Raw genomic sequence first — 26,521 nt, 5'->3', positions numbered from 1 at the left:
GTGCCTTTTGGCCGAACCGTTGAAGAAGAGCCCTGCCCGATGCGAGGGTAACGCTAGCCCCACCGCTCATAACGGTCTGGTTGCAGGTTCGAGTCCTGCCGGGCCCACCACCCTTGAAAAGGGCCCTTGATCTCTCAGCGCTTTTTGCCGATTAGACAAATTCAGCCACCACAACTAGACAAATTCACTTCTCAGTTTTCGCCACGGTTTGTTCTGCGCCAGCGACTTCATCGCGCCCTCGTTTCTGAGCCTCTTCGAGCTGCGCGATGGCGCGCTTCGCACGGCGCTTGCGGTCGGCGTTCTCAATGTAAACCTGAAGCTCGCGCAGATCCTTGTGACCGCTGATCGCTTGCAAGTCGCGCACGTCCAGCACCCGGCCATCGGGCCCCTCGTAATCGGCGAGCCGCGTCAGGCACAGCTTGCGCAGGCCGTGGCTTGAGCATTCCGGCAAGCCTGCCTCGTCGCACCACTCGCGCATCTTGTTGCCGAACCCGTTCGCCGTGAACGGCTTGCCGAACGATGTCACGAGGTAGGTCTCGGTGCCGGTCAGCGGCGTCGCCGCAATGATGTCCCTGGTCTCCTGCATCAGCGGCACATTGATCTTCATGCCGGTGCTGCGGCTGGTCTTCTGCGGCGTGAAGTCGGTCAGCACGCCATCATGCACGTCGCGCGGCCCGATCCGCACCACGTCGGATTTGCGGACCCCAAGGTTGACGTAGAGCGCGAGCGCCAGCCGCGCCATCGTGCCGACAGGATGCCGCCCGCAGAATTTGGCGTAATGCTCCTCACCCCAGGCGAAGAACGAACCGCCCTTGCGCTTGACGCGCGTCACCCCTGTGGCGGGATTGGTCGGGATCAGATGCACGGTGACGCAATAGTCGAGGAAGTGCTTCACCGCCTGCAACATGTTGCGCTGAGGTCCGGGCTGAAGCGTGTTGATGTAGGCTTGCAGATGTGGCTGGGCGAGCATGCGCAGCCGTTTTTCACCATGCTCATTGCGGAAGCGCTCAAGCGACGACTTACGGCCGGGCCTGGTGCCGGGGGCAAGCGATTGCCATTGCGCGCTTGTGTAGTACAGCACGATCGCAGCATTGACCGTGCCAGGCACCGTGCGCGACGCGCCAATCTCAACCTTCTCAGGCGCCTTGCGGGACGCCAGCGCCTTGTCCAACGCATCAATGAACTCGGTTGACCACGGCAGCCCCGGTAGCGCCACCGGCTTGACGCCGGGGATGCGCGTGTAGTGCCGTGGATGGCCACAGTCGTCAATGTAGCCCCTGGTGAAGCGCGGCAGTCGGCCTCCAGGCCGCCCTCTCAATCGCTTTGACCCTTTGCCAGCAGCACGTCCCATTCGTTGCCCTCTTGGTGGTCGCGCCCGCCCGCTGCATCGGGCGGCGGCTTGCCAGCGTGGATGACGATCTTGCCCTGCTTGTCGATTTCGACCCGCACGACGGTGAGCCCTGCGCGCTGCGCGCCGACAATGGCCATCTCCAGATCACGGAGGCGGTACGTCGCCGGTTTGCTGCCCATCGGGGCCCGTCCTTTTTACTAGAAATCGCTATCCTGGACCACCTGAGATTGGCCCCATCAAAAGGCTAATTTCGATAGGACTTCCAGGGCTTTAGAGGGGCATTTTGCCGTAGTCGATCGGCGTCATCTTGAACCGGCCGTCACCCCCTCAATTCGCAGCGCGGCCGATGTCACTCCTCAGCGGCGGCGGCAATCGGGCGTTGCTTGGCCTTGGCCAGCGCAGCGGCGGCCTGCTCGCGCTCGGCGATCCAGGCGAGCAACGTGCTGCGGCGGCCACAAATGATTTCGCCGAGCCGAAACAGCGGCAGGTCCGATGTGGCTGCCAAATGGTAGACGCGCCGACGCTTGGTGGCCGTGCCCGTGCCGAACATGTAGCGCGCGATTGCTTCCGCGCCTTCAAGCAGATCGTCAGCGATTTCGCCTTCACCCCTCATCATGCGCTCTCTCCAAGGTTGCGAAGCACGCTTGCGACAGCAAGAATTGTCCGCGAGGTGATCATTGTTCGTTCTCTACGGTCACCATGGGCCTCGCTTGTCGGTTGCCACCGATCGCGAAAGTCAATGTGATCCCATCGGCCACTTTGGAGCCCAACTCCGAATAGGACCGAGACCGAAGGGACGGGTTTCTCGAATTCGATCTCGATCCTATATGTCTCGTTGGGGAAACGCCTTCGCCCGAGGACGTGACCGCGCGTGCCCAACAGCGCGACCGTCTTGGTAATGTAGTCGGCCAGGACTTCCTGCTTGGCTGCCGAGATCAGGCCCTCCAATGCGTCGCCGAACTGGCCCGATCCGCGCCGCGTTTGCAGCGCCCGATATTCCTTCACGGCAGCAGGTGCAGCGCGCGCCGTGTCGGCCGTGTTCACGGCGATCAACAGGTTCGCTGCGTCCGGTTCTGACATTTGCGCGGCTGACGTTCCTCGTCCGGAAGTCTTGACGAGCCTCTCTTCGCGTATGGCGCGTGCGATTGCGGTGACGCGCTCCGCATCGATCCCTTCCGCGTCGGCTATTGCGGTAACCAACTGACTGAGTGTCGCCATGGCGCGCTCCGATCAGGAATATTTGCAAATGGATGGAGCATATGTCAAGGTGCCATTCGGTAGATTACCAAATGGCACAATTTGGATGATCACCACACCCTATCGTTCTGGAGCGGGCCTGACCAAGCTGCTGCGACTACCGACGCGCGGTGCGTTCCGCAAAAAGGGGAGCATCAAAATGACGGAAGATGACCTGTTCACTGCCGCCACAATCATGCACGAGACGCATGTCTTGCTCTTGCGGCTCGATCACGGCGACCCGCTCGCGCTCGATCTCGATGGGACGTTGCGCTTCGTCCTGCCTGCCGCGCTGAAGACGCTCGCGCCCGTGGTCGAGCAACACGGCCGCGAGGTTGTCGAGAGCAGCGTTGTTCAAATTGTCCGCGAGTGGCTTGGCTATGCCTAACACACGCCTTGGCAACGTCATCATCGGGCGGCGCAATGGCCGGCTGGATCGGTCGAAGTCGCCGAGTATCGCCGCGCATTGCGTCGAGGCGACATCTTCCCGCCGATTGAAGTCATCCAGTATCGGCGTGGCCTCTACGAGGTGTTGGACGGCTTCCATCGCTATCACGCGCACCGCCTCGAAGGCCGTAAGACCATCGCGATACGGGTGGCAGTCAAATAGGGACGCAGGACCAACCGAAGGCGCCGTCATGCCACCCAGGGCGGTGGACATTCGCACGTCGCTGAGGTTCAAATAGATTGAAGGCCGCAAACGGTTGCCCCCGTTCCGGCCCTCCGGAGCAAGGGGAGATCAACGCCAGAGGTATTGGCGATGTCCGTTGCTCGATCGAACGTTATCCCAGCCACCCAGCAAAGCCAATGCCTGCGCTGCGCCGTCGCGCGCGTGTACGCCGCATCGCGACCACCGTGACATGAAAGACGCCGTTGCTTGGCGAAGCAGCGGCGTTCTCTTTACGGAATTTCTTGCAGCTAGACCACCACCGACCAAAGTGGAGATCGTGATGACCATTAGGCTCGTCCATCCCGAAGTTCAAGCGCTCGATCATGACGGCGATGAGCCAGCGCGACCGAACGTCAATGTGATCGAACCCAGCTCCGTGTTCGGTGATCCAGCATTGCTCCCCTGTCGCAAATTTATCTATGGCAAGCACTACTTGCGTGGCGCAGTATCCATGACCGTCGCTGATGGTGGTGTCGGCAAAAGCACGCTCGCGATTGCCGAGGGCGTGGCGATGGCACTCGGTCGCAACCTGCTCGGTGAAACTGTCCCCGCGCCGCTTGAAGTCCTCTACATCAACCTTGAGGAACCCAAGGACGAGATACTGCGGCGGGTCTTCGCGGTCTGCCAGCATCACCGCATCGATCCCAAAGAGCTTAAAGGTCGGCTGTTCTATCAGTCCGGACTTGACCACCCGATCATCGCTGCGTCGATGGAACGCGGCCGCATCGTGCTCGGTGACCTGCCTGCAAGCGTTCGGGCTTCTGGGTTCTACGATGTCCTGATCATCGATCCTTTGGTCGGCGCACACGGCGTTGCGGAAAACGACAACAGCGCCATCAATGCGGTCATGAAGCAGTTTGCGCAGATCGCGGCGGCGGAGGACATGGCCGTTGAGATCGTCCACCATATCAGGAAGCCCGTTCAGGGCGGTCAGCCAGAGGCTGGCGTCTCGGATACACGCGGCGCAAGCGCAGCCGTCAACGCGGCCCGCTCGGTGCGTGTCCTCAACCCTATGAGTGAGGCAGAGGCCCATCAGGGGCGCGTCGGCGATCGGCGTGCCTACTTCCATGCAACTGGCGGCAAAGCAAACTACGGCCCGCTCGGCGGCGCTGATTGGTATCGCCTTGTTCCCGTCGATCTGTCGAATGGGGACAATGTCGCCACCGTCGAGGCGTGGACGATGCCCGGCCTGTTCGAGGGCGTCACGACCGCCGACATGATGCGCGTTCGCCTGATGGCAGCCAAGGGCGAATACCGGAGCGACCCGCAATCCGGCGATTGGATCGGCAAGATCGTCGCCGATGTGCTCGGTCTCGACATCGAAGCGGACAAGAAACGTATCAAGGCGATTGTCAAAACATGGATGAGCAACGGCGTACTCGCGGTCGAGCGCCGCAAGGATGCCACCCGACGGGAACGGTCGTACGTCGTGCCCGGCGAGATGGACGACTGAACCTGCTCCACCCCGCTTTTCAAGGTGGAGCAAAGGTGGAACAAGCAAGGTGGAGCACCGGGGGTGTGCTCCACTGCTCCACCTGCTCCACCCCTTTAGGGGGGAGCATGGTGGAGCGGTGGAGCGGCCCCGCTCCACCTGGCACCGTCGAGGTGGAGCAGGCGTCACGAGCATCAGGAGCGATCAGGGAGGAGACATGGGCCGACACGAACGTAGAGCGGACATGGCTCACTTCAGGCGCAAGGCATCCAGCGCGTCGTGAGCAAACAGAGCGAGGAAACACCATGACATCGCGACAGCAACGGCGGGCTGATACCGCCAGTTTGCGCAAGTTGCGCTCCAACGTCGTCGTGACGCACCTGATCGGGGCCGGTGATCGCAGACTTGCGCGAGAGCCGTCCTTGCGTGATGCAATCCGCAATTTCCACTACGCCGCGCCGACGCGAGGCCCGATCTGCATTTGTTGCCGCACCAAATTTGGCAGCACCGTCCGGCCCGCCGCATTTTTGCTCGGAGTGTCGGGCGGCGTCGTATCGACCAGCGGCGTGTGCAATCGGTGCTGGCGGAGCGCACCAGACGCTGAAATCGAGGCGGCGGCGCTGCGGACGCTGCGCAAGCTGATCGGCAGCCCAAGCGCGCACTTTGAGGACGCAGCATCATGAAGCCCCATCGCCCATCGATATTTGGCGATGCCGTGCCGGTCGGTCCTGGTCATCGTCTGCCGATGACGCTGCTGTATTTGAGGGTGCGCGATTGGTTTTTGCGAGCGGCGGCGGAAATTCACTGCGGCGGGTTGAGCCATCGTGAGGCGGCGGAATGGTTGCACAAGAAACTCGCCCGCTACAGCGAATGCGCTTGGCGCAGGGACTACGTCGAAGAGGCGTGTCCACCGAGGCTTGCCGGGCACATCAACGCACTGATGTGGTGCGTCTTGAAATGCGGCGGCGGCAGGGTGGTGAGCGAGCGAACGATCAGACGGGTATTGTCGGCAACCCGTATTCATGGCCCAGCCCCTCTGATGTGATCCGCTCGATCATCATCATGGAGGCGACAAATGGCAGGACCAACCGCACTCACACCCGCGCCGATCATCGGTGTGACCGAGCCAACATCATTTTCACTGCCGCCAGGACCGCCGCAGCACGACGTGATCGAGCGGCTGCCGGTCGCCGCCCAAGACAGGCTCCGTGCATTGCGCGTTCGCGCCGCTGATGCTCATCGGCTCATTCCGCCGTTTGAAGAACTGCGGCAGTTGTCCATGGAGCGCATCGAGGCCGAAAATCGGCTGAAGGAGCTTGTCGGCCATCCGCAAGATTTTGGCCACAACTTGGCACCGACCGACGCCCGCGTCGTCGCACAACAGCGGCTGGTCGACAAGCTGACCGACGATCTGCAACGGCTTCGGGAGCGCACTGAAGCGCGGACACAGGCATGGCATGCGGCCTCGCAGGCGCTGGCTGCCTGCGAGGATTGGTTGAAGGTCGGCAAACCCGCTGGCGTGGTGTTGCAGGATCATGAAACCGAGATGCCGAAGTTGCAAAAGGGCGAAGATGTTCCCTCCGGCGTTGAACGGCTGCGCCGTCGAACCCGCGAGCTGCGCGCCGATCTGCATCGCATCCGATCCGCGCCGTTCCCGTCGAGCCATGCTAAGGCGAAGATGAGGCAACAGATCGAAGTACTGGCACAGCGCGGAGCACCGCCGGTGTCGTTGCTGATCGAACACGACCGCGACATCGTTTGGCAGACGCAGCAGATGCAGAGCACGGTCTACAACGCGCAGCCGGGAGCCATTGCATACGCCGAAGCGCCTGACGCGGTCGCATTGTTCGCATGGACGTTCAAGGATCAACTGATCCAGCGGCTCGATGCAGAAATCGACGCCGAAGCCGATGATGCTGCCAGCTTGAGCCATGAGGAGAGGCAGCGGCGCGAGGCTGAGGCACAGGGCGACCTACTCGACATTGAAAGGCAGGAAGCTGCGCTGGTGTGGCAGGCGCAGGCGCAAAACTTGCCGGTCGAGCATCGTGCCGACATCTCGCCGCTCGCGCTGCTTGGTCTGAGGCTGATCACCACGGCGCGCACCACCGAAATGCTCGGAACATCGCCGGGGCTTTCGTGGCCGTGGCGGCGGTGAGCGAGATGCGCAGCACCGGCTCGTGCCAACGTCTGGGAGGCTGCGCAGCGCAGGACTGGCTTCACTCTCTGGGACAGTCCTGCGCACAACTACCACAAGATCGCGCTGCCGGGCATCGGCTGCTCGGCGCTCCCGACCGCGACGGGCCAATCCCGGCACAAGGTCAGCCGTCGCGAGGGCCGAGATGGGTGCTGGCGCAGACATCTCGGCCCGCCTCCAACAGCGAAAGCAACCGCGCATGATCAACACCTATCGCACCGCCGACGAGGCCGACCGGGACAAGGCTCAACTCGTTGAACTGTTCGAGGCCCTGCATGCCTCGCCGTCTGTCCTGCGGCGGAATGACGATGGCTTATGGACCCTGCGTGGTCGTCCCGGCTGCTACATCTCGACATGGGGCGACGGCAAATGCTGGCAGCTTGTCGTCGCGCCGGAAGATGAAATCAGCCCGCTGCAATGGACAGGTGACGCAGGACGGTGACAGCGAGGGCTGCTTCCGCCTCAGCCGGTTGCCGACAGCCGCCGAGGCCGAGGTGATCCGTGACATCATCGGAATTCGCAAGCGGATGGACTTGTCGGCAGAAGCGCAGGCCGAGCGAACGGCCCGACTTCCAAGGCGCGGAACCGGCTAGAAAAGGCGACTGTTTGCCTCCTGCATTCGACAGAACGGAGCGACCGCACTGGACGAGGGTCACGACCATGAGGCCGCTCGTCGCGTCCGCTCGCTGCGGAGGCTGACTGTCAGCGCCCCTGCTTCTGGCGCTCGCGTCTCACCGCATCGCTCTCCGGGTTCACGTTTTTGGACAACCCGCGCGTGATCCACAAGGCTACTTCACCACCGCAATCTCGCTCGGTCGCCAGTCCTTCGTGAAGAACGGTTCAAGCGGGCTGTACAAGCGCAGGATCGTGAACCAGCCCTTTGTGGGATCGGTCTGGATCCAGTTGCCGCGCTTGATCCCCGCTGGCTGGGTTGGGCTGAAGTAGACCGTTGTTGAACCATCGGCGTCGGGTTCGGCGGCGGGTGACGGGTAGCTCTGGCTACCAGCGCGGGGGTAGCGCTGCGGCGTGTCGAGCATTGAGCGCGTCTGGTTGTCGTAAAGCGTGAACGACCAGAATTTCTCGGCGGGAATGCCTTTCGGCAGCGCCACCTTGTAGGTCTTGGCGCCGTCGAAATAATTCTTGTCGGCATCCAGTGACGTGAACAGGTACTGCGAGCCGATGCCGGTCATGCGCATCGCCATCGCGGGCGTGATGCCGGTGACGCCATAGAAGAAACTGGTGCGCGCATCCAGCGTGCGGAAGCCGGTGGGCGGGAAGGGTTTGGCGGCTTCAGGAATTTGCATTTCCCCCCGGATCGGCCCCTCAATCATTGGAATGGGCGTCTCGAACTCGTAACCGCTGATGAACAGCTGGTTGAACCACGCCGAACCGGGATAGTAGAACCAGGTGGGATTGCGCGGATGCATGAGCAGGCTGCGCGAGGTGGCGTTGGCGAGCGCGAGCGCCTCAGTCAGGATTTTCTTCATCCGTGCATCGGGCGCGAACGGCTTGCCCTTGATGATGCCGATGGCAGCGAGCGGTCCCATCAGCTCGGGGTCGAGCGAGGTGGCTGGCTCGTCCTGCACGATCTGGTTGAGCATTTCGTAATAGGTCCAGTCGTTGGGCGGAACGGTGTTCATGACCTTGCCGCTGACTTCGTGGAACACAGTCGGCGGCGGTTCAGTGACACGGCCAAGTTTGGCCTTGCCGTCAAGGAATTCGGCGATGGGTGTGCCGACGCCTCCGGCTTCATAGGGGTAGATCTTGGTGAATTTTCGGATCAGCTCGGCGGAGGGCTTGGGATCGTTGTTCTCCATGAACATGCGCCCCAAGATCAGGACGCGGGTGGTCCGCGCGCGGGCAACATAGAAGCCGCCCTCTGGGACCGGGCCATCGTAGCCGGGCGGCAGCAGAAGGTATTTGCCGCCCGTTCCACGATCAGGACCGGGGAGGCCGAAATCGGTGACCCAGCGCCACCACATGTCATCAATCGTGGCGAGCGCCTTCGGCGGCGTCTCTAAAACCATAGGCCCCTTGCTCAAGTCGATGAAACCGAAGAAATAGACGGTGTCCGCGTTCGCCGTCATAAAGAGCGACTTGGCGTCCATCAGGTTGCCGAATACGGCGATCTCGTTGTCCTTGATCCCGATATCGAGAACACCTTTGCGGGCGGCGGCGGCGTTCACGCCTTGGAAGGTGTTCACGAATGCCTCGAAGGCATGGGTGAAGTCGAGGTTGTCGTAGACCTTCGCCAGCGTCGCTGGGCTGGGCATGCCGTCCTTGAAATCGAGCGTACCGAGGCGTGTCTCAACTTTGTCCGGCGTGGTGATCGAGGGAGAGATTGCCGGTGCCGTTTGGGCGGTGGCTAAGCGTGGCAGTATCAGAGCGGCGCAAACGACGGTCGCTGCAAGCGGTCCTATCGGCTTCATTAGTCGCCTCCATTGATGCTACTGGAAAACGGAGCGTCAGCCGGAGGGACGCCGCACGATCATGGGAGTAACGGCGAGGGTCATCGTGGTCACGCTGCCGCCGCGATCCTCTTTGTCGGCTCCGCGCATCACGCACATCATCCGGCAACGCCTTTGCAATGACTTCGCCTCGTCCCCACGGCCATGCGAGTGAGGATGCGCCCGGTCACGATGGACAGGCAAGCCGCTACAGATTGCGGTGGATGGCGTGACGGGCACAACGGAGGGCCGCCGACCGAGGCGCCGCTACTCACTCTTAAATTCCGCGACCTTTCGCTCTTGACACCACAGCTCTACGTCGAAGCCGTCAGCCAAGGATCTGGCGCGCTTCTTGGCTTCGGTTTCGTCCTCGCACATTAGAACGATGCGAAGCTCGATATGCCCGTCGAGGCCCATGATATGTGCGCGGTACTCTTGCATCCGCTGCCTACGCGCCCGGTCGGCCTGATACGGCCTTATTACTCAGGGGGTTGCAGACCTGACGACGTCAGCCATTCGTCTATATTAGAAGCGGTTTCGAGCTGGCGCAGTCTGCGTTCTAGAAGATCACGCTGCGGTCCTGGCTGCGTATCTTCCAGCTCCGCTATGATGCGGGCTCTTTCCACGTTCAGATTGTCGTCAATGTGGGATTGTGTGCGTCGTCCCATGGCACTCTCCTATCCCTGCGTGAATTGGGCGGGAGCGCAACCGGCGTTCTCATCACCGAGCAAAGCACGGTGCCGTGCACAGCAGCGTCGCACCGATTGGCCCAATTCCTGGAATGGTTGCCAGTCTTCGGCTCATCTCGTTGCTCCGATGGATTTGCGTGAGCTTCTTATCGAGAGTAACGACCTGATCATCGACGCGCGCCAGTTCTGCAGCCAACGCCTCTATCAACTCTATCGCCAGGTCCGGGACCGTCGCATCAGCCTTGATGTCGATCAGCAATTGCGGAAGCCGCGAAAGCCCCTTGGGCGCGGTAAAGCCGAACTCAGCGGCGTAGCCGCGGATCGAATTGGCGAGCTGGGTGCGCCTACTGATGAACTGAGCCCGCACGCGCGTCAGCATCTGCGCGCCCTGCTGCTCAGGACTTTTGACCGGCACGCAGTTTTTGCGCAGTTTTGGCCGGCTTGCCGCCTCGCAAATCGCCTCGGCGTCTGCAGCGTCGGATTTCCCTCGCTGCACATACGGCTTGACATATTGTGGCGGAATCATCGCGACCTCATGTCCGAGCGATCGCAGCTCCCGCGCCCAATAATGCGACGCGCCACAAGCTTCCATCGCGACAAACGCTGGCGGCAAACGACGGAAGAACTCCAGAACCTGGCCGCGCCTCAACTTGCGCCGCAAGACTGGTTGCTCCATCCCGTCAACGCCATGTAGCTGAAATACGCTTTTAGACGTGTCCAAACCGATTCGAACAATTGCCACGGACGGCTCCTTCGTTTGAGGTCATCGACGCCCCCATCCTGCCACGCACACCGGCGGAAGGGGGCCGTCCACCCCAACACGAGAGCCCGATGCGGCGACAGCCGCACGCGCACCCAAATCAGAATCAGTGAGACAGCGGCGGGGAGAGTGAGCCGATCCAGGATCGCCATCTTCGGCGCTCGACGGATTTCGTCGCATCTCAAGACAATGTGAGCCGCCTGATCTGGCTTGATTCTTCTTGCGTGATCGCATTCCTACAAGGCTGCAGCTTGATCTCCGTGCCGGTGCTTGCAGTTGCGCCAGCCAGCGAAAGTGCGATCTTCCAATTACCTCGGCGTGGTGCTGTCACGACTGGATAATTCCGATGGATTCTGTTCGGGGCGGTATTGGCCAGCGCCTGGTGTCGCGTGACCAAGCTGCCTCATACTGTGGTCTGTCAGTCAGCACCTTCTCGAACTGGGTAAAAATCGGAAGACTACCCTCTGCTCTTTCTGGCACGTCGCGATGGGACTTGAAAGCGATCGATCTCGCGTTAGACTCGCTGAGTGGATTACTCAGAACTCAAACTCCGGACGTTGCGACATCCGCGCTGGACGAGTGGAGAGCAAAGCGTGCGCGTCAATCTCAAAGGGATTCATAAAGTAAAGGTGACGCTCTCAAGCGGCGAACCAAAGACGTACTATTACGCCTATCGCGGCGGCCCCCAGATCAAGGCAGAACCAGGCACCCCTGATTTCGTCCAGCAATACCATGAGGCGCATTCGAACTTACGGCAGCCACGCGGCGGCACCTTCATGTCAATCATCGCGCGATACAAGGCGGCACCGGAATTCACCAAGATCGCAGCGTCCACTCGCCGCGATTATCTGAGGTACATCAAACTCATTGAAGAAGAATTCGCTGACCTGCCGATCGCCGCTCTCGCCGATCACAGGATTCGCGGCGACTTCAAAGGCTGGCGCGACAAATTCGCCAACACGCCGCGCAAGGCTGATCTCGCCTGGACGGTGTTGGCGCGCATTCTGTCCTTCGCGAAAGATCGCGGCATTATCACGAGCAATCCTTGCGAGCGTGGTGGTCGGCTCTACGTCGCAGACCGCCGAGACAAGATCTGGACCGAGCAGGACATTGCCGCAGTTCTATCAGTTGCATCTGAAGAGATCAGGTTGGCGCTGATCTTGGCTTTATGGAGCGGTCAACGACAAGGCGACCTTTTGCGCTTACCTTGGTCAGCCTACGAGAGCCCTCATATTCGTCTCCGCCAGTCGAAAGGCGGGCGCCGCGTAGTGATGCCTGCCGGCACTCCCTTGAGAGCTCTGCTCGACACCACGCAGCGTCGGGGACCTCTTATCCTGACGAACACGCTCGGCCGGCCCTGGACTTCCGACGGCTTTCGAACATCGTGGGCAAAGGCCTGCGAACGGGCGGGCATTGGCGACCTGACGTTTCACGATTTGAGGGGCACCGCAGTGGTTCGGCTGGCGATCGCTGGCGCGAGCGTACCGCAGATCGCGGCTGTGACCGGCCACTCGTTAAAGGACGTCGAGGCCATTCTGGACGCGCACTATCTTGGTCGCGACATTCAGCTTGCAGAAGCTGCGGTACTCAAGCTCGAAGCGAGAACAAAACTGTAAAACGACCTGTAAAACGAGGTCGCCTACGATACCAAGCCAGATGCTAAGTGCTTGATTTATATGGTGGGCGCACCAGGGCTCGAACCTGGGACCCGCTGATTAAGAGTCAGCTGCTCTACCAACTGAGCTATGCGCCCGAAAGGCGGTCAATGCCTTGCGAGGCCGGTCGTTTAGCAAAGCGATCCGGGTATGGCAAGCGATGTGGCGCATGTTTTCCAAGGTTCTTCCACAGGCCCGAAAATGCGAAAAGCCGCTGGATTCCAGCGGCTTCGCCAAGGCCAATCCCGGGGTTAATTCCTCGGGAAATACGGGGAGGCTCAGAGCCGGCCCTCGCGATCCCGGTCCGGGCCGCCGTCACGGTCGAAACGGTCGCCGTGGAAGCGGTCCATGCCGCGCTCCATCATGCGGTCCATGCCCCGTTCCATGAAGTGTCGGGACGGGCCGTCCCCACCGCCGCCGAACGGACCGCGGTGGCGGGTCAGCACGGCAAGGCGCCGCTTCTGGCCCTCGTCGAGCGTCTTGTAGAGCGGATCGGCGGCATCGGCGATCTTCTTCAGGGCGGCGGAGGTCGCGCCCATGTCCTCGGCGCGCTGGCGCAGGCGGGCGACCGGATCCTCGGGCTTGTCGGCGTTCTTGCCGGCGTCACCCGGGCCGGCATTCATCCGTGCGTTGGCGCGGTCGATGCGCAGCTTGGCGAAGTCGCGCACGGCGGCCTCGACCGGCGGCCACAGCTTCTCCTGGTCGGCGTTGAGCTTCAGCCCGGCATGGACGGCGGCGATCCGCGCGTCGACGAAGGCGGCACGGTCCTCCGGGTTCATGCGGACGTGGCGGAAGTGCTCCATCCACGGGCGATGAAATTGGGCATAGACCGCGCCCGAGCCGGCGATGCTGAGCACGGCGATGGCGGCGATGGTGAACTTCCTCATACGGACCTCCTCTGGAAGGATGCCGGTGAGGATGAGCGCCGGACGGCTGACGCGCAACTTACAACTTGGACAGAGAGAGCGTTCTTACGAAGATGTAACTCCCCTGAATGTCCATTCAGATGCAGACTGAAATGTTTTGCAACAAAAAGGGCCTCCGCGCAGGCTGCACGGAAGCCCCTTGATTGATGGTCGATCCTGATCAGTTCGTCGTGCTCTTCGATTCCTTGAGGAACTCGTCGATCAGCGGCTGGCCGACGCGGCCTGCGGCGTCCTTGTAGACCGGCTCCATCGCCTTGCGCATCGCCTCGTCCTGCTGCGGCGTGAGCTTGATGATCTCGCTCTTGCCGCTCTTCTTGATCTCCGCCAGCGCGTCGTCGTTCTCCTTCTGCGACTGCGCGTTGTTGAAGTCGGTCGCCTCCTTCATCGCCTTCGACAGCTGCTCGCGGATGTCGGCCGGCAGATCGTCCCAGAACTTCTTGTTCACGATCACGACGTAGCCGATGTAGCCGTGATTGGTCTCGGTGATGTACTTCTGCACCTCGTGCATCTTCTGCGTATAGATGTTCGACCAGGTGTTCTCCTGCCCGTCGACGACACCGGTCTGCAGCGCCTGATAGACTTCCGAGAACGCCATCACCTGCGGCAGCGAGCCGAGCGACTTGAACTGGGCCTGCAGCACGCGCGAGGACTGGATGCGGAACTTGACGCCCTGGTAGTCGGCGGGCGTGACCAGCTTCTTGTTGGCGCTCATCTGCTTGAAGCCGTTGTCCCAATAGGCAAGGCCGGTGATGCCCTTGGAGTCCAGCAGCTTGAGCAGCCGGAGGCCGAGCGGGCCTTCCGTCACCTTCCGCAGCGTCTTCAGGTCCGGAAGGATGTAAGGCAGATCGAACACCTCGAATTCGCGGATGCCGAGCGGGCCGAACTTGGAGTTGGACGGCGCCAGCATCTGCACGCTGCCGAGCTGGAGCGCCTCGAGCTCTTCCTTGTCCTTGTAGAGCGTCGAGTTCGGGTAGACTTCGATCTTGACCTTGCCGCCGGTGTACTTCTCGGCGAGCTCCTTGAACTTCTCCGACGCCTTGCCCTTCGGCGTGTCGGTGGCGACGACGTGGCTGAACTTGATGATGATCGGCGATTGGGCCGATGCCGGCCCGGTCAGGGCCAACGCCCCGGTCAAGACCGCAACCGATGCCGCAGCCCAAATGAGTTTCCGCATGCTTCCTCCCGCACGTTTTTTGGTGGGGCACGAACCGTCGCCCCCAAGCCCTAGATTCAAGACTTGAAGGCAGGATTATAGGGAAGCGGGCACAGGCGCCATTGCCCCTTAGCAGGGGGCGGCTTGCAAAAATGCGGTATCCGGAGGCGAAATCTGCTGGACTGGCTCACGCAGGACGATGGCAGGGAAACCCTGCCATCGCCGCTGCCGCCTCTCGCAACCTCAGCCGTGCAGCGCCGGCGCGAGCTGGGCCTGCTGCGCGACCGCCGGATCGGTGATCAGGGTGCCGCCGTGCCCGTCCGACGATAGGGCGAAGTCGGCCGCGCTGTACTGACCGAGCAAGTGCAGCGTCGCAACGTGGGTGCCGTCGGAGACTGTCAGCGTGCCGCCGGTGTTGTCGTTGTTCTGCGCATAGGCCATCGAGGTCAGACCGTCGCTGAACAGGATGTCGCCGAGATCGAGACTGTCATGGTCCTGCCAGCCGGAGATCGTTCCCGTGAAGGCCGACGCCTGGGCCAGCACCAGCGAGGCATTGGGACCGGCGAAGATCACGTCGTCGATCGTGCCGCCCGCATGGACGAAGGCAAGCGCGCCCGAGCCGATCGTGGTGTCATCAGCGCTGCCGCCGGCCTGCACGTGCTGCGTGCCGGACAGGACCGTCGTGCCGGTTGCGCTGCCATACACATATTGCACGCCGCCGTTGACGATGGTGGCGTTGGCGGCGCCCCAATCGACCTGGACTCCGCCGGCATTGATCGTGGTGCCGGTCGCCGTGCCGTCGGCGTAGACGCTCTGCTGGCCGCCGGCGTTGACCGTCGTGATCGACGCGTTGCCGTGGAGATACTGGAGGGCGCCATTGCTGATCGTGGTCTGGACCACCGTGCCGCCATAGACCGACTGGACGCCGCCATCCATGGTGGTGTTGATCGCGGTTCCACCCAGATAGACGTCCTGCCCGCCGCCATGGATCGTCGTGTCCGACGCCGTGCCGCCGCTCTCGACGGCCTGCAGGCCCGAATTGATCGTCGTGAGGCTCGCCGAGCCGAACACGTACTGACCGCCGCCGTTGATCGTCGTGATGATCGTGAAGCCCCAATCGATCTGGATGCCGCCGGCATTGATGGTGGATCCGGTCGCACTGCCGTCGATGTAGACGTTCTGCTCACCCCCGGCATTGACGATGGTGTTGAAAGCATTGTTGTGAACGTGCTGGAAGCCGCCATTCGCGACCGTGGTCTGGATTGCAACGCCGAAGACGTTCTGGGTGCCACCGTCCACGGTGGTGTTGGTCGCGATACCGCCGCCAAGGATATCCTGGTCGCCGCCGGCCTCGATCGTCGTGCCGTCGGCCGAGCCGCCGATCTGGATGTATTGATTGCCCGAGATCACCGAGTTCGAGGCCAGACCGAACACCAGCTGCGCGGCCCCCGCGGCAACCACCATTCCATTGGCCGAGCCCTCCAGCACGACCGCCGCGCCGCTCTCGACCTGGATGTCGGAATAGCCGGACGCATCCTTGATCCGCCAGACGCCGCTCTTGACGTCGAGCTTCTCGACATTGACGACGGTGCCAAGGAGCGAACCGGAGCCACTGCCCGACAGCACCAGCGTGTCGACGCCGTCGCCGCCGTCGATCGTGCCGGTGACGATCGAAGCGGTGGCGAGATTGATGCTGTCGTCGCCTGCGCCCATCGAGACGTCACCGATGATGGAGCCGCTGTTGGTGAGCGTATCGTTGCCACCGTCGGTGGCGACGCTGCCGAAAATGCCGCCCGTGTTGGTAACGGTGTCGCCGAAGGTGCCGACGATCGAGATCGCCTCGCCGTTGTTGCCGCGGATCGTGCCGTCGTTGATGATGGTCATGACGCCGAAGGCGCTGCCGTCATTGCTGTCGTCCACGGTGATCGCGCGCTGATCGCTGATGATCAGGCCGCCCACCTCGTTGTGGACGAAGCCGCCACCGATCGCGAGCGCCTCGTTGAGGCCGTTGGCGCCGCTGGTCAGGCCGACCGCCGCGATCGTCCCGAAATTGTCGATCGAGACCAGACCGTCGACATCGACGCCGTCGGCGTCAGCACCGCCGACCGCCGTGCCGGTGATGGTGCCGCGGTTGGTCACTGTTGTCGTCGTGTTAGCCGCGCTGTCCATGTTGATGCCGGAGCCGCTGCGGCCGGTGATCGTGCCGTCGTTGTTGACGGTGATCGGCTGGTCGCCGGTGATGCCGTGGCGGGCGCCGTCGATGATTCCGCCGGCATAGTTGTTGACCACGCCGCCGGTGTTGACCGACTGGAAGTCGATCGCGTCGTTACCGGACGAGGCCGCCGAGGCATTGTGGCTGACGATCTGGCCGTAATTGTTGATGGTGGCGTTGGCGCCGGGCCGGATCGCGTCGGCATCGGCCGCCGAGATCACGCCGGTTGCCGCGTTGTTGATGACGGTATTGGCGCCGCTCGAATTGATGTCGTCGAGATCGAGCGCCTGGCCGGCATTGCTGCCGGTCCCCGTCGAGGAGATCGTGCCCTCGTTGTTGACGGTGAAGGTGCCGCTCTTGCCCGAGACCAGGTTCGAGATCTTCACCGCATCCTTGGTCGCGGTGATGGTGGCGCCGGCCTTGTTGTTGATGGTGAAGCTGCCGCTGGTCGAACCGCTGGTGGCGATCGCGCGGCTGGTGCCGGTGATGGTGCCGAAATTGTCGACCACCGCGCCGGGCGAGGTGCTGCCGCCGATCCAGGTGACCGGGGTCGAGCCCGACAGGGTCGCGCCGGCGAGGACGGTCAGATGATCGTTGTTCGCCAGCGTAATCGGGTTCGACGAGTTGCCGGAGACGAGAGTGCCGTCGTCATTGGCGATGGTGCCGGTCGCCGTCGCGGTGCCGATCGTAACCGCCGCGCCCGGATTGCTGGCGCTGGTGAGCGTGAGCGTAAAATTCTCGTCGGGCTCCGCGGTGGTGTCGCCGGAGATCGTGATGGTGATGGTCGCCGAGGACGCACCGTCGGCGAAGCTGCCGCTGAAGGTCGAGGCCGGCAGCGTGCCGCCGAAATCGGCCGCATCGGTGGTGCCGGCGGCGAAGCTGCCGGAGAAGCTGAGCACGCCGGTGGTGCCGCCGGTGCGCGCAATGGTGAAAGTCATGGTCTTGGTGCCGCTCTGCCCCTCGGCAACCGACACGCTCGGAGACGAGAACGAGATCGTCTGCGTGGCGGGCGCGGCCACGGTGAAGGCGGTGGTCGGGAACGGCGCGTCGGGCGTGGTGCCGTCGGTGCTCTGGTCGCCGCTGCCGTTCTGGGTCGCCCAATTGGCGGTGTTGCCGATCGCGGCGAGGTAGTCGGCGAAGCTGGCGAAGCCGGAGCGCGGACCGTTATAGCCGACGATATCGAGGCCGCCGGTGAAGCTGACCGCGGTCTGGCCGGCGACGAGGCCGGTGCCGGTCAGCGTGCCGTCTGAGGTCGCATAGCCGACATTGGAGATCGCGGCGAGAAAGGTCGGGGCGGTCGAGGTGCCGACATAGGCGTAGACGACCTCGCTATCGTTGGACAGGCCGGTATTGTTGGCATTGGTGAAAGTGGCCGAGCCGGCGCTGGTGCCGAACGTGCCCTTGCCGATGTTGTTGATGTCGATGACGGTGCCGGCGGGAATCGCGCCGGTCGCGGTCCAGGCGATCGTGCTTTCGGCGTTGCTGCCGGTTGCGAAGGCGGAGCCGTTCCAGTTGCTGTCGGTGAAATTGATGACAGTGCCCTGCGGGATGTCGGTCAGGGCGACAAAGGACAAATTATCGCTGCCGTCACCGTTGAAACCGGTGAAGGCGATCGAACCAGCGGAAAGGGGCATTCCAAATTCTCCAGCAGCAAGGGCGCGCGACGCTGCCGGTTAATGGAATGTTAACATGACATGTTAATAACATATTTATTGCGATGCACCCCCGCATAACGGGATCGTGTGCCAAACGAAAAACGCGGCGCCGAGGGCGCCGCGTTTGCCGATGAACCGGAGAGGATGAAGCGTCAGCTCGCCGCTGCCGTCGTCACCGTATCGCGCTGGCGCTTCATGACGATCTTGTTGAGCGCGCCGAGATAGGCCTTTGCCGAGGCCACCAGCGTATCCGGATCCGCTGCGCGTGCCGTCATGGAACGGCCGTCATGGGACAGCCGCACCGAGACTTCGGCCTGCGCGTCGGTGCCTTCGGTCACCGCATGGACCTGATACAGCTCGAGCTTTGCCTCATGCGGCACCAGCGCCTTGATGCAGTTGAAGACCGCGTCGACCGGCCCGTTTCCTTCGGCTTCCTCGATCCTGATCTGGCCGTCGACGTCGAGCTTCATGGTCGCGCGCTGCGGGCCATGGGTGCCGGCGATCACGGTCAACGAGGTCAGCTTGATGCGGTCGTGGGAGGCCGCCATCTCCTCGTCGACCAGCGCCTCGATGTCCTCGTCGTAGATGTCCTTCTTGCGGTCGGCCAGTGCCTTCATCCGCGTGAACGCATCCTCCAGCTGGTTGGCGCCGAGCTTGTAGCCCATCTCCTCCAGCTTGTGCACGAAGGCGTGGCGGCCGGAATGCTTGCCGAGCACCAGCGACGACTGCTTCAACCCGACCATCTCGGGCCGCATGATCTCGTAGGTCGAGGCGTCCTTCAGCACGCCATCCTGATGGATGCCGCTCTCATGGGCGAAGGCGTTGCGGCCGACGATCGCCTTGTTGTACTGGACCGGGAACGAGGTTGCGGCCGACACGACCTTCGAGGCGCGCGTCAGCTGCGTGGTGTCGATCTTGTTCCACCACGGAAACACGTCGTTGCGGACGTTGATGGCCATCACGACTTCCTCGAGGGAAGCGTTGCCAGCCCGCTCGCCGATGCCGTTGACGGTGCACTCGATCTGCCGCGCGCCGCCGGCAATGCCGGCCAGCGAATTCGCCACGGCCATCCCGAGGTCGTTATGGCAATGAACCGAGAATACCGCCTTGTCGGAGTTCGGCACGCGCTCGATCAGCGTGCGCATGAAACGGGCATATTCCTCGGGCGTGGTGTAGCCGACGGTATCGGGGATATTGACGGTGGTCGCGCCGGCCTTGATCACGGCCTCGACGATGCGGCAGAGATAGTCCATCTCGCTGCGGGTGGCGTCCTCGGCCGACCATTCGACGTCGTCGATCTGGTTGCGGGCGCGGGTCACGTTGGCGATCGAGAGCTCCATCACCTGCTCCGGCGTCATGTTCAGCTTGACGCGCATGTGCAGCGGCGAGGTCGCGATCACGGTGTGGACGCGGCCGCGCCTGGCGAATTTCACCGCTTCGGCGCAGCGGTCGATGTCCTTCGGGTTGGCACGCGACAGGCCGGCGATCACCGAGTTCTTGGAGCGGCGGGCGATCTCGCTGACGGCCTGGAAGTCGCCTTCGGAGGTGATCGGGAAACCGGCCTCGATGACGTCGACGCCCATGTCGTCGAGCATCTCGGCGATCTCGATCTTCTCCTCGAACGTCATGGTGGCGCCGGGGCACTGCTCGCCGTCGCGCAGCGTGGTGTCGAAAATGATGACGCGGTCCTTATCGGACTTGTTCACGGGGGCCATTGCAAAATTCCTTTTGAGCTTTTTGCGCCGTCAGTCTGCTGGGCGCTTGAGGTGTCCGGTGATCTCGACCAACCCCTGAGCGCCCAGGCGCATGGCGCCCAGCCGGCCCTCAGGGGCAAGTAAGAAGAAGGCCGCCAATCAGGAGGGTGGGCAGCAGCGCGGCCGGGATCGTGGCGGCGGCCAGAGCCACCTCCCCCGAAATCCCATCGATTTGGCCGCGAATCAGCATTGCCAGACCCTTTTGAGCCCTCAAATCCTCGGTCAAAACCGTTGACGGTTGGTTGCCGGGAGGCTCGATGCGCCGTTTCTAGACGAGAAACGGCAGCAACCGCAACGCCAAAAGATGGTCAGGAGGACTGACCTGATTGCAGGGGGCGTGGCGCCTCGCCCATTGGTTCGCAATGACGACCACATCGGCCCCGTCACCCCCAGCGACAACCGCGAAGCGGTTGTCGCTGGGGGTGCGAGGCGTGCGGTGCGAAGCAGCACACGAGGAGCCTCGAAGGATGCACGGCCGAGCTGGTGCCGCGGGGACGCCGCCCTTCGAGGGCCTCTGAAGAAGCGGCCACTTCATCAGGGTGACGGAGATAGATAAACGCGCGCGGCGGCATCAGCTCTGCATGCCAAACAGCAGGCACACACCCACCCGCTCGCGGCGTGGTCCGCCCGAGTCTTGCTCTCCGCTTCACGCCCTCAACAGAGAGGGCGCAAGGAAGGCCGGGCGCCAACTGGCACCCGGCGCATCCGCTTCACCGATCCCGACCGATCCTTACGCCGCGTGCGGCAACGCGAGCGCACTCTGCTGGACCCCGGCGCCGGGATCGCTGATCATGGTGCCGCCATGGCCGTCGGAGGACAGCGCGAAGTCCGCCGCCGTGTATTGGCCGAGCAGCGCCAGCGAAGCCGTATGCGAGCCGTCCGACACCGTCAGCTTGCCGCCGCTGTTGCCGGCATTGGCGGTGTAGGCCAACGTCGTGCCTGCGGCGAACTGGATATCGGAGAGATCCAGATGGTTGCCGTCCTGCCAGCCGGAGAGGAAGCCGCTGAAGTCGGAGGCGTGATCCAGCACCAGCGTGGCATCAGCACCTGCGAAAGTCACGTTGTGAACCGAGGCTCCGACGAAGGCGTGAGCGGTGCCGCCGCTGCCGATCATCGTGCCGTAGGTGGCGCCGCCGGCCTCGACGTACTGCGTGCCGGACAGGATGACCGTATCGGCCGCCGTGCCGTAGACATACTGGCTGCCGCCGTCGATCGTGGTGGCGACCGCGTTGCCCCAGTCGATCTGGATGCCGCCGGCATTCACCGTCGTGCCGGTGGCGGTTGCAGCCGCATAGACGTTCTGCTCGCCGCCGCTGTTGACGATGGTGTCGGTGGCACTGCCATGGACGTGCTGGAGGCCGGCCGCGTCGATCACGGTGTCGTCGGCGGAGCCGTAGACATGCTGGGTGCCGCCCTCGATGGTGGTGTCGCTCGCCGACGCGCCATCGATGACGCGCTGCTCGCCGCCCGCGCCGATCGTCGTACCGGTCGTAACACCGCCAGTCTGGATCGCCTGTTCGCCGAAAACGGTCGCGCCGTTCGCGCTGCCGTAAACGGAGAGTTCGGCGCCCTGCTCCACCGTCACCGCCGTGACCGTACCGTGCACCACGAGGCCGGCACCACTTTCGACCGTGACGTTGGCGTAGCTGGCATCACTGTTGATGGCCCAGGCGCCACTCCGCACATCGAGCTTTTCGACACCGGTCGCCTTGCCCAGCGTTCCGTTGCCGGTGCCGGACAGGTTGATCGTGTCGCTGCCCTCGCCGCCATCGATGCTGCCGCTGATGGTCGAGCCGGCGACGAGGTTGATGGTGTCGTCGCCGGCGCCCGCCAACACGTCGCCGGAGACGATGCCGCTGTTGGTGAAGCTGTCGTTGCCGTCGCCGAGGTCGACCGCGGGACCGCCCATCGCCACCATCAGACCGCTGTTGTTCAACGTGTCGGCGCCGTCGTCGGTGAAGATGCCGCCGACGATGGTGCCCTTGTTGGTGATGGTGTCGGCGAAGCTGCCGAGGATGTCGATCGCCTCGCGGCCGAGGATTTTCGCGTTCATCGCCGCCGCGTCGGCGGGATCGACGCCCTCCGGGCCATGGCCGTCGCCCCGGATCACGCCCTCATTGTAGATCGTCGTCGCGCCGAGCGCCGCGCCGTTGCTGGAATCATCGACCTGGATGGCGCGCCCGTAGCCGTAGATGGTGCCGCCGGCAAAGTTGTTGATCACGCCGCCGCCGATGGCGACTCCTTCGGAGACGTTGACTTCGCCGTTATGATAGCCATTGGCGCCGATGCCCTGGACCAGGCCGTAATTGTCGAGCTTGACCAGACCATCGGTGTCGATGGCGTCCCCGTCGCTGTCACTGTAACCGGCGGACGCGCCGATCATCGTGCCGCGGTTGGTCACATAGACGGTATTGGCGACGGACGCATTGTTGTCGATATTCACAGCCGAACCATTGCGGCCGATCATCGTCGCGCCTTCGTCGTTGACGACGGTGATGCCGACCTTGCCGGTCACGGCATGGTGCGACCCTTCGATCACGCCTCCAGCGAGGTTGTGAACCGCGCCGCCACCGTTCTTCTTGTAGTCGATGGCGTCACCACCCGTGATGTTTTGGCCGTCATCGCCGCGGGACCTGATCGTCCCGGCATTCTCGATCGCGGTGCCGGTGCCGCCACGGATGACGTCCTGGTTGGCGATCGCCGAGATGATCCCGCCGGCGTGGTTGAATATCTTGACCGAACCGTTGCGGGTATTCTCCAGGTCGATGGCCTTGGCGCCGGAGATGGTGCCATCGTTGACGATCGTCAGGCTCCCGCCATTGAGGTCTCCGGGACCGGAGACGCTGTCGCTGATGAGTCCGGTGGCTGCGTTGTTGACCACGAAGGTGGCCTTCCCCGAGTCCGTTCCCATCGAAATGCCGGATATCATTCCCGCATTGTCGATCGTGGTGGAACCGGTCCCGAGTTGTACGGCACCGACAAGAGCACCGACTTTGCCGCCGGCCTCGACGACGAGATGGTCGTTTTTCTCCTGGCCGGCCGCGCTGCCCATCTCGAGCAGCTCGGACCGCGAAACGCCGAGCGTCGCGCCGCTCTTCACTGTGATCGAGGTATAGCCGCTCTGTCCTGCATCCGCACTCCATGACCGGGCCAGCGGAAGGCGAATCCCGTCGCCGTTCAACTCCGCAGTCCAGATGCCGCCGGCGACGACCAGGCTCTCGACATTGGTCACCCGGTTCGAGAGTGTGCCCAGGCCGTTGCCCGACAGATAGAGCGTGTCGGTGCCATCGCCGCCGTCAAGCGTGCCGCTGATGGTCGAGCCGGCGACGAGGTTGATGGTGTCGTCGCCGGCGCCCAGCAACACGTCGCCGGAGACGATGCCGCTGTTGGTGAAGCTGTCGTTGCCGTCGCCGAGATCGACCGCGGGACCGCCCATCGCCACCATCAGACCGCTGTTGTTCAACGTGTCGTCGCTGCTGTCGGTGAAGATGCCGCCGACGATGGTGCCCTTGTTGGTGATGGTGTCGGCGAAGCTGCCGAGGATGTCGATCGCCTCCCGGCCGACGATCCGGGCGTTCATCGCCGCCGCGTCGGCGGGATCGACACCCTCCGGGCCATGGCCGTCGCCCCGGATCACGCCCTCATTGTAGATCGTCGTCGCGCCGAGCGCCGCGCCGTTGCTGGAATCGTCGACCTGGATGGCGCGCCCATAGCCGTAGATGGTTCCGCCGGCATAGTTGTTGATCACGCCGCCGCCGATGGCCGCGCCCTCGGAGACGTTGACTTCGCCGTTGTGATAGCCGTTGGCGCCGATGCCCTGGACCAGGCCATAATTGTCGAGATTGACGAGACCGTCGGTGTCGATCGCATCGCCGTCGCTGTCATCGTATCCGGCGGACGCACCCACGATCGTGCCGCGGTTGGTGACATGGACGATATTGGCGACGGTCGCATCGTTGTCGATATTGATGCCGGAGCCGTTACGGCCAAACAAGGTCGCGCCGGCATCGTTGATGACGGTGATGCCCTTCTTGTTGGTGATGGCGTGGCGGGACGCTTCGATCACGCCGCCGGCAAAATTGTGCACGACCCCGCCGGCGCTGCCGCTGTAGTCAACCGCATCGCCGCCATAATATCCGTTGGCAGCGTCATTCGCGACCGACCGGATGATACCGGAATTGTTGAGCACCATGTTGGCGCCGCCGCGCACCACGTCGGCATTGGCCTGACTGTTGGTGATGATGCCGCCGGCGAGGTTGTTGACGATCACCGTGGACACCTTGCCAACGTCGGTGAAATCCAGCGCGTAGCCGACGCCGCCATTCATCAGGCCGGCATTGTTCACGGTGACGGCCGACCCGGAACCGAGGTAGCGAACCCCGATGCTGCCCCGAGTGGCGCCGGTCGCGGCATTGTTGAACGTGAAGGAGCCGGTCACGCCGTTGGCGCTCGTCACGTGATAGTTCGTACCATCGACACCGATGCCACCGGCATTGTCGACGGTCACCGTGCCGCCTGACCAGAGGATCGCGCTGACCTCACTACCGTCCTGCGGCTCCGGAACGGCGAGCACGCCACCCTGGTCGACCGTGAGGTGGTCGCCGTCGGCGAGGGTGAGCGGCGAGGTGACGCTCTCGCCGGCGCCGATGTGCAGCGGATCATCGTTGACGATGATACCGGTGGCGTCGGTGTAGGTGTTGACGATGGTGGTCCCGTTGCTGGAGCTTGCATTGGTCAGATGCAGGCTGAAGCTATCGTTGCCTTCCAGCGTGATATCGCCGGTGGTGGTGATCGTGACGGTGGCCGTGCTCTCGCCGGCCTTGATGACGCCGGAGAACGTCAACGGCACCGTGCCGCCGAAGTCAGCAGCGTCAGTGGAGCCAGACGAGATCACGCCGCTGAACGAAAGATCGCCGTCGGTGCCGTGGGTCCGCTCGACCACGAAGGTGAAGGTCTTGACGTCGCCGGCATTGCCTTCCGATTGCGAAATTGTCAGCGAGTTCTCGGCAAAGCCGAAGAACTGGACCGGATCGTCGTTGACGATGGTGGCGTCGGCCGTCGCCTTGTCGCCGATATAGACAAGGCCGCTGTCGCTCGCGACCGTATCGAGGAGGGCGAAGAAGTGTTCATCCGGCTCGTACGTGGTGTCGCCGCTGATATGGAACGTCACGGTCGCGGTCGAGGCGCCATCGGCGAAGCTGCCGCTGAACGCCGGCAATGTGCCGCCGAAATCGTCGGCGTCCGCGTAGCCGTACATGCCCGACATGTTGGCCAGTGTGCCGGAGAAGGTGGTGACCCCAGAGGTCGAGCCGGTGCGGTTCAGCGTCAGCGTCACCACCGTATCGCCGCTATCGCCCTCAGTGACGCTCGCTGTAACGGAGGCGAACTCGATCTTCTGCGCGGTCGGGTCGGCGGTGAAGGCCTGGGTCGAGAACGGCAGGTCGGGGGCGGTGCCGTCATGGCTCTGGTCGCCGTTACCACCCTGCAGCACCCAGTTGGCCGTGGCGTAGATGTTGGCCTTGTAGTCGTCGATGCTGGCAAGGCTCGATCGGTCGCCGACATAGGCGGCGATGTCGGGGCTGCCGTTCAGCTGCTTGGCATCGACCCCCTGGGTGAGGCCGGTGCCGTTGAGCGTGCCGCGTCCGAGGCTGGCGTTGAAGACGGCATTGGTGATCGCGGTCAGGAACACCGGCGCAGTCGCGCTGCCGGTGTAGGCGTAGACGACTTCGTTGAGGTCGGCGATGTCACGCGCATTGGCGGTGTCGAACGCCACGGTTCCGACGTTGGATGCCGCCGAGCCACCGGCACCGAGGCCGCTCATGGTGATGATCGTGCCGGCGGCGACGTCGCTGGTCGCGGTCCAGCTCCAGACGTTCTCGTCCGAGGCGAAGCTTGAGCCGTTCCATGCGTTGTCGGTGAAATGGATGACGGTGCCGGCCTTGATGTCGGAGAACGAGACGAAGGCGAGGCTGTCGTCGCCGTCCGCGTTGAAGCCGGTGAATGCGATGGAGCCGGCGGTGAGTGTATCGGTCATGGTTGTTCTTCCTTGTTGCCGTCCTGCTCGCGGACGGAGAATCCAGAATTCACGAGGCAGGATTTCCGGGGATCAGCACCGCGAGGACGGCGTGAAAATTCCGATTTTAGGAAAACTTACCTGATATCATAATTCATGTTGCATAATGATATGTCCGTTACATGAAAGCCGGGCAGCGCGCGTCCAATGACTGTTGGAAAGCCAGCGGCTGGATCGCCGACCTTCTCATCGCACGCACGATCCACGGGCCCATCGCGTCGCCGCGAGCGCGGACTCCGCACAAATGCACACGCGGCGACAACGCTCACCGCGCTCCTGTTGTCTTGGGGGGCAGCTTGACGGATTGCAGTGAT

General features: G+C 63.1%; 17 protein-coding genes, 1 tRNA gene and 1 pseudogene. 6 read left to right on the top strand and 13 right to left on the bottom strand.

Features of this window, described 5'->3' with window-relative positions; all coding sequences use genetic code 11:
- Positions 1–184: 184 nt before the first annotated feature.
- From AB7Z56_RS10260 to AB7Z56_RS10240, 5 genes are all read right to left on the bottom strand, one after another.
- Positions 185–1,351, bottom strand: coding sequence for a tyrosine-type recombinase/integrase (locus AB7Z56_RS10260; protein WP_441256205.1), 1,167 nt, complete (start codon positions 1,349–1,351; stop codon positions 185–187).
- Entirely contained in the window at positions 1,315–1,530 is a 216-nt protein-coding gene (locus tag AB7Z56_RS10255; protein ID WP_441256204.1) for a hypothetical protein, read from the bottom strand. Before AB7Z56_RS10255 ends, AB7Z56_RS10260 begins: the two co-directional genes overlap by 37 nt.
- Before the next feature lie 170 nt (positions 1,531–1,700).
- The gene (locus AB7Z56_RS10250; protein WP_441256203.1) at positions 1,701–1,967 is read right to left on the bottom strand and encodes a DNA-binding protein; all 267 of its coding nucleotides are present in this window, start codon (positions 1,965–1,967) and stop codon (positions 1,701–1,703) included.
- Entirely contained in the window at positions 1,964–2,569 is a 606-nt protein-coding gene (locus AB7Z56_RS10245; protein WP_441256202.1) for a hypothetical protein, read from the bottom strand. Before AB7Z56_RS10245 ends, AB7Z56_RS10250 begins: the two co-directional genes overlap by 4 nt.
- 136 nt (positions 2,570–2,705) lie before the next feature.
- Positions 2,706–3,248 (bottom strand): hypothetical protein, encoded by a 543-nt coding sequence (locus tag AB7Z56_RS10240; protein WP_441256201.1) that lies wholly within the window; start codon positions 3,246–3,248, stop codon positions 2,706–2,708.
- Positions 3,249–3,537: 289 nt separating this feature from the next.
- On the opposite strand from AB7Z56_RS10240, the gene AB7Z56_RS10235 reads away from it, so the two are divergent.
- The 5 genes from AB7Z56_RS10235 (at position 3,538) to AB7Z56_RS10215 (ending at position 7,325) form a co-directional block, all read left to right on the top strand.
- The gene (locus AB7Z56_RS10235; RefSeq protein WP_441256200.1) at positions 3,538–4,710 is read left to right on the top strand and encodes an AAA family ATPase; all 1,173 of its coding nucleotides are present in this window, start codon (positions 3,538–3,540) and stop codon (positions 4,708–4,710) included.
- Positions 4,711–4,994: 284 nt separating this feature from the next.
- On the top strand, positions 4,995–5,372 hold the full coding sequence (locus tag AB7Z56_RS10230; protein ID WP_441256199.1) for a hypothetical protein: 378 nt from the start codon (positions 4,995–4,997) through the stop codon (positions 5,370–5,372).
- Positions 5,369–5,734, top strand: a complete 366-nt coding sequence (locus AB7Z56_RS10225) for a hypothetical protein (RefSeq protein WP_441256198.1) — start codon at positions 5,369–5,371, stop codon at positions 5,732–5,734. The genes AB7Z56_RS10230 and AB7Z56_RS10225 overlap by 4 nt, the downstream gene beginning before the upstream one ends.
- Before the next feature lie 30 nt (positions 5,735–5,764).
- Positions 5,765–6,844 carry a hypothetical protein gene (locus AB7Z56_RS10220; RefSeq protein WP_441256197.1) on the top strand — a complete coding sequence of 360 codons (1,080 nt, stop codon included), beginning with the start codon at positions 5,765–5,767 and terminating at the stop codon, positions 6,842–6,844.
- A 238-nt stretch (positions 6,845–7,082) separates the two neighbouring features.
- Positions 7,083–7,325, top strand: a complete 243-nt coding sequence (locus AB7Z56_RS10215) for a hypothetical protein (RefSeq protein ID WP_441256196.1) — start codon at positions 7,083–7,085, stop codon at positions 7,323–7,325.
- Positions 7,326–7,671: 346 nt separating this feature from the next.
- On the opposite strand, the gene AB7Z56_RS10210 is transcribed toward AB7Z56_RS10215, so the two are convergent.
- Both AB7Z56_RS10210 and AB7Z56_RS10205 read right to left on the bottom strand, forming a co-directional pair.
- Positions 7,672–9,312 (bottom strand): DUF1254 domain-containing protein, encoded by a 1,641-nt coding sequence (locus AB7Z56_RS10210; RefSeq protein WP_441256195.1) that lies wholly within the window; start codon positions 9,310–9,312, stop codon positions 7,672–7,674.
- A gap of 765 nt (positions 9,313–10,077) precedes the next feature.
- Positions 10,078–10,761 (bottom strand): annotated as a pseudogene (locus AB7Z56_RS10205) (IS110 family transposase); the annotation flags it as partial.
- A 611-nt stretch (positions 10,762–11,372) separates the two neighbouring features.
- On the opposite strand from AB7Z56_RS10205, the gene AB7Z56_RS10200 reads away from it, so the two are divergent.
- A complete protein-coding gene (locus tag AB7Z56_RS10200) occupies positions 11,373–12,395 on the top strand; it encodes a tyrosine-type recombinase/integrase (protein ID WP_283017443.1) in 1,023 nt (340 codons plus the stop codon).
- Between the two features lie 61 nt (positions 12,396–12,456).
- Here AB7Z56_RS10200 and AB7Z56_RS10195 read toward each other — a convergent pair.
- The 6 genes from AB7Z56_RS10195 to AB7Z56_RS10170 all read right to left on the bottom strand — a co-directional run bounded on the left by AB7Z56_RS10195 (position 12,457) and on the right by AB7Z56_RS10170 (position 26,168).
- A tRNA-Lys gene (locus AB7Z56_RS10195) sits at positions 12,457–12,532 on the bottom strand.
- Positions 12,533–12,712: 180 nt separating this feature from the next.
- Positions 12,713–13,321, bottom strand: coding sequence for a Spy/CpxP family protein refolding chaperone (locus AB7Z56_RS10190; protein ID WP_155794966.1), 609 nt, complete (start codon positions 13,319–13,321; stop codon positions 12,713–12,715).
- A gap of 199 nt (positions 13,322–13,520) precedes the next feature.
- Positions 13,521–14,534: a TRAP transporter substrate-binding protein gene (locus AB7Z56_RS10185; protein WP_283017444.1), complete on the bottom strand. Its 1,014-nt coding sequence runs from the start codon at positions 14,532–14,534 to the stop codon at positions 13,521–13,523.
- 222 nt (positions 14,535–14,756) lie between these two features.
- Positions 14,757–18,359 carry a beta strand repeat-containing protein gene (locus AB7Z56_RS10180; protein WP_354130163.1) on the bottom strand — a complete coding sequence of 1,201 codons (3,603 nt, stop codon included), beginning with the start codon at positions 18,357–18,359 and terminating at the stop codon, positions 14,757–14,759.
- A gap of 173 nt (positions 18,360–18,532) precedes the next feature.
- Entirely contained in the window at positions 18,533–20,095 is a 1,563-nt protein-coding gene (locus AB7Z56_RS10175) for a 2-isopropylmalate synthase (RefSeq protein WP_063981681.1), read from the bottom strand.
- 769 nt (positions 20,096–20,864) lie between these two features.
- Positions 20,865–26,168 (bottom strand): beta strand repeat-containing protein, encoded by a 5,304-nt coding sequence (locus tag AB7Z56_RS10170; protein ID WP_283017446.1) that lies wholly within the window; start codon positions 26,166–26,168, stop codon positions 20,865–20,867.
- Positions 26,169–26,521 lie beyond the last annotated feature (353 nt).

Origin of the sequence: Bradyrhizobium sp. 482_C4_N1_8, assembly GCF_052075965.1 — a bacterium.
In the GTDB taxonomy this organism is placed as follows: Bacteria; Pseudomonadota; Alphaproteobacteria; order Rhizobiales; family Xanthobacteraceae; genus Bradyrhizobium; species Bradyrhizobium barranii.
The sequence above is the reverse complement of the archived record's forward strand: the minus strand, read 5'-3'. Positions and strand labels throughout refer to the sequence as shown.

Bases quoted from the DNA above. Each gene is read 5' to 3' on its own strand.
- AB7Z56_RS10260 (WP_441256205.1), bottom strand. From the start codon at position 1,351: ATGGGACGTGCTGCTGGCAAAGGGTCAAAGCGATTGAGAGGGCGGCCT.
- AB7Z56_RS10255 (WP_441256204.1), bottom strand. From the start codon at position 1,530: ATGGGCAGCAAACCGGCGACGTACCGCCTCCGTGATCTGGAGATGGCC.
- AB7Z56_RS10250 (WP_441256203.1), bottom strand. From the start codon at position 1,967: ATGATGAGGGGTGAAGGCGAAATCGCTGACGATCTGCTTGAAGGCGCG.
- AB7Z56_RS10245 (WP_441256202.1), bottom strand. From the start codon at position 2,569: ATGGCGACACTCAGTCAGTTGGTTACCGCAATAGCCGACGCGGAAGGG.
- AB7Z56_RS10240 (WP_441256201.1), bottom strand. From the start codon at position 3,248: ATGTCCACCGCCCTGGGTGGCATGACGGCGCCTTCGGTTGGTCCTGCG.
- AB7Z56_RS10235 (WP_441256200.1), top strand. From the start codon at position 3,538: ATGACCATTAGGCTCGTCCATCCCGAAGTTCAAGCGCTCGATCATGAC.
- AB7Z56_RS10230 (WP_441256199.1), top strand. From the start codon at position 4,995: ATGACATCGCGACAGCAACGGCGGGCTGATACCGCCAGTTTGCGCAAG.
- AB7Z56_RS10225 (WP_441256198.1), top strand. From the start codon at position 5,369: ATGAAGCCCCATCGCCCATCGATATTTGGCGATGCCGTGCCGGTCGGT.
- AB7Z56_RS10220 (WP_441256197.1), top strand. From the start codon at position 5,765: ATGGCAGGACCAACCGCACTCACACCCGCGCCGATCATCGGTGTGACC.
- AB7Z56_RS10215 (WP_441256196.1), top strand. From the start codon at position 7,083: ATGATCAACACCTATCGCACCGCCGACGAGGCCGACCGGGACAAGGCT.
- AB7Z56_RS10210 (WP_441256195.1), bottom strand. From the start codon at position 9,312: ATGAAGCCGATAGGACCGCTTGCAGCGACCGTCGTTTGCGCCGCTCTG.
- AB7Z56_RS10190 (WP_155794966.1), bottom strand. From the start codon at position 13,321: ATGAGGAAGTTCACCATCGCCGCCATCGCCGTGCTCAGCATCGCCGGC.
- AB7Z56_RS10185 (WP_283017444.1), bottom strand. From the start codon at position 14,534: ATGCGGAAACTCATTTGGGCTGCGGCATCGGTTGCGGTCTTGACCGGG.
- AB7Z56_RS10180 (WP_354130163.1), bottom strand. From the start codon at position 18,359: ATGCCCCTTTCCGCTGGTTCGATCGCCTTCACCGGTTTCAACGGTGAC.
- AB7Z56_RS10175 (WP_063981681.1), bottom strand. From the start codon at position 20,095: ATGGCCCCCGTGAACAAGTCCGATAAGGACCGCGTCATCATTTTCGAC.
- AB7Z56_RS10170 (WP_283017446.1), bottom strand. From the start codon at position 26,168: ATGACCGATACACTCACCGCCGGCTCCATCGCATTCACCGGCTTCAAC.